Source organism: Caballeronia sp. (assembly GCF_049581465.1).
Taxonomy (GTDB): Bacteria; Pseudomonadota; Gammaproteobacteria; order Burkholderiales; family Burkholderiaceae; genus Caballeronia.
The window spans coordinates 1-2849 of sequence record NZ_JBAUSA010000136.1 but is presented as its reverse complement, the minus strand read 5'-3'; the positions used below and the strand labels follow the sequence as shown (position 1 = coordinate 2849).

The following is a 2849-nucleotide window of genomic DNA, read 5'->3' as shown; positions in this document are numbered from 1 at the left end:
GCACGTTGTGCGTACCGCCGGTAATCGTCACACTTGAAAGATAAAGCGGCTCGGCATCGACCGGACCGTCCACGCCGTAGAAACCAAGCTTGCCGAATGTCGCCGACTTCACCGTGGCCGGGGTCAGGGCGGTCTCGTTGAGATGCTGACCAGTGCGCGCGATGTCGTTGTGATAGGTCGTGACATCGGCCGCGTTGAGCGCGGGCGGCGTGGTAGTGGGCGTTGACCCTGTGCTTGGGCTCGAGGGCGTGGTGGTGGGGGGCGTTGCTGTACCGGACGGAGTTGCCGCCGGGCTCGATGCCGTGCCGGTACTGGAGGGGGTTGTCGTGCCCGACGCGGGTGTGGACGCGGGTGTGGACACGGGAGCGGCTCCGGACGCGCCGGACGGGGGGGCAGCGGTATTTGAATTACCGCTGCCCCCGCTGCATCCCGCAAGCACAGCCGCAAGCAGCACGTCGATAAAGCGATCTGGAAGATGCGAGCGTTTCATGTGCATTCCCCTTTATCGAGGGCGTGGAGCCGACGGGCGGACGCCGTCTGACGAGCATGCTTCGGCGGAGCAAAAACGGTGCCGCAGGGACGGTCATCGCCGGGTCTGTTTATATTTTATTTTGGCCATTGATACAGATCCTCACCCACGGCTTCGAAAATATCCCGCGGCCATCGTGCGAACACCCGCACACAGGAAGACAACTGCCGATTCTGCGGATACAAAAATCGAAACCGGCATGGGCGTTGGCGGAAAAGCATCGAGCACGACCCTGAGCTTTTGGGTCGCCAGCTGCGCTGGATCATTCCAAAACACGTGTCGCAAGAAACATCCGTTTCTGAAGCACTGAAGAAGATACGTGGCTCTCAAGAAATCTGAACTTTAATTCCTCGGGCCGATCGGGCTGGCCGCATTCGGTGCAAGGTCCGCTCGCAACGTCGCGGCGTTGATTATCGCTGGCGCGGGCGTCTATATTTTGACCGACATCCGCATTGCGGGCGCCCCGCTCGCTTACCTGTACGCGTTTGCGAATTGCGCGCTGTTCATCGTCTATATCGTGATCGGGCATCGGATTTCTGGCGATGCGGGATCGACCGCCTGGCGTTGTCGATGCTGGTTGCGATGGTTGCCGCGCTGCCCTTCGGAATCCACGAGGCCCTTACTGCATTGAGCGATTTCAAACTGTTGGCAGCGGCAATTGGCGTCGGAATTTCGTCATCTGTGATTCCGTATGTCACCGATCAACTGGCAATGGCACGGCTGAGCCGCGCGACTTTTGCATTGCTGCTTTCGATCCTTCCCGCGACCGCGACTCTCATCGGCTTTCTGGTGCTCGCGCAAATACCGACGTTGCCCGAACTGGCGGGCATCGCACTCGTGATCACCGGTATTGCGTTGCATCGTGCGAAGGAGAAATGTTAATGGCGGGTTGCTGCGGATAATCCGTTGCCACGCGAGTTTTCCGCTCTCATGCGACGACGCTTAGTATCGGCGTTATCCGGACCCGCCTTTGCCAAAATCGCGTACTGATTGCAGCGAGCGGCGGCAGCAAGCGATGATGCGCAGTATGTCAGTAATGCGCGAACGGCCGGAAGCTGACTGCATACATTACTGGCGAGGATTGCGATCCGCAGACTGTCCGGTCATGAGGTCGCAACCGACGTCGGAGAATTAGCTCCGATCGACTGGGAAGGGTCCGATTGCTGCCCGACGTGGATCGATCAATGGCGACTCACTCCGTCAGTTCAACATCGGACCGGGTTCGGGCCAGTTTCGGTCACTGACATTGCCTTGAGGATGGACCCGTTAAGTCCCCACGGCGGACAACTAGCTTCCATGATCCTGAGGCGTTAGAAAATCGGGGAGTGTCCGGATATAGCGCGGTCCTGAGCGCGAGTCCGCCCAGCACCACATTGTTACGCATGGGGAATAAGGTGTCGGAGCGCCACGTTTATGACTATGTCGACGCCTGCGTTCGCGATGAACCGCGCGACGCGTCCGCCATGCACCGGCAGTTCAGCATCTTCGGCAATAGCGCGGTTAATGTCTTGCTGGATATCCCTTCGCGGGATTTCCTGCGAGCTTCCCCAGGAGGAATGACCATGAAGCGGCTTTGGATGGTTCTTGCGTGTCTCGTTTGCCTCGGAATGGCCGCAGTTTCAGGATCCGCGGCCGCGGGCGGTGATATGAATCAAGGCGGCAACGGTGCGTCTAGCAGTTCAACCACAACCAATTCATCAGGCGGCGGTTACTGAACGACGCACGCCGAACAACCAGGATCCTGGTGTCAATGATCAACGAGCCGTCCTTCGTGCTGGCCGAGGGCGTGGCGAGCGTTGAGGAGATCAACACGGGCATGAAGCTCGGCGGGATTCATCCGATCGGCAACGCTCACGCTCGCGGACCCGATCGGCTCGACGTCTGCCGTGTGGTGAATGGAGGTGCTCGGCAAAGGATTTCGGCGACCCGAAGCAACCGCCGTGTCGTTCGTTCGACGCTCAACCGTCTGGCGGTTTCGTCGGCACCCGCTCCCATCCGCCGGGACACGCCTTGACATACGGGTAATAGCCTTCCGGTCTCGCGCAGTGATAGTAGTAGGCCGCTTGCGACGCGACGCCGCTGCCCGATTCCGGCTGCCCATCCTGCCCTTGCTCGACGTACTGGGTCGCCTCGGCCGGGTATGCGCTGGCCGTCACAGGCCAGTAGGGGTAGTAGTACGAATATGGATAGGGGTAGAACGGGTAGCCATAGACGAAGCCCGGGCCGAAAAAGAAGCCGACCGCCACGTGGCAGCAGCCTCCGTGGAAGTGGCCGTCGTGGAAGTGGCCGTCGTGGGAGTGGCCGCCACCCCAGCCACCAC

Annotated in this window: 4 protein-coding genes and 1 pseudogene; 2 read left to right on the top strand and 3 right to left on the bottom strand. The window is 60.2% G+C overall.

The window, feature by feature from the left end:
* A pseudogene (locus WCA53_RS03545) lies at positions 1-490 on the bottom strand (hypothetical protein); the annotation flags it as partial.
* A gap of 301 nt (positions 491-791) precedes the next feature.
* Positions 792-1058 carry a hypothetical protein gene (locus WCA53_RS03540; protein ID WP_423905521.1) on the bottom strand — a complete coding sequence of 89 codons (267 nt, stop codon included), beginning with the start codon at positions 1056-1058 and terminating at the stop codon, positions 792-794.
* A 41-nt stretch (positions 1059-1099) separates the two neighbouring features.
* Here WCA53_RS03540 and WCA53_RS03535 point away from each other — a divergent pair, with 41 nt between their 5' ends.
* Entirely contained in the window at positions 1100-1411 is a 312-nt protein-coding gene (locus WCA53_RS03535) for an EamA family transporter (RefSeq protein ID WP_423905517.1), read from the top strand.
* Positions 1412-2225: 814 nt separating this feature from the next.
* Positions 2226-2543 carry a 3-hydroxyacyl-CoA dehydrogenase family protein gene (locus WCA53_RS03530; protein ID WP_423905519.1) on the top strand — a complete coding sequence of 106 codons (318 nt, stop codon included), beginning with the start codon at positions 2226-2228 and terminating at the stop codon, positions 2541-2543.
* Here the strand turns inward: WCA53_RS03530 and WCA53_RS03525 are convergent.
* Positions 2488-2849 (bottom strand): hypothetical protein (locus tag WCA53_RS03525; RefSeq protein ID WP_423905515.1); only part of this gene is annotated, 362 nt, incomplete at its 5' end. The two genes, WCA53_RS03530 and WCA53_RS03525, sit on opposite strands and share 56 nt — an antisense overlap.

Excerpts from the sequence above, each read along its gene's own strand:
- WCA53_RS03540 (WP_423905521.1), bottom strand. The coding sequence starts at position 1,058 with ATGCCCGATCACGATATAGACGATGAACAGCGCGCAATTCGCAAACGC.
- WCA53_RS03535 (WP_423905517.1), top strand. The coding sequence starts at position 1,100 with ATGCTGGTTGCGATGGTTGCCGCGCTGCCCTTCGGAATCCACGAGGCC.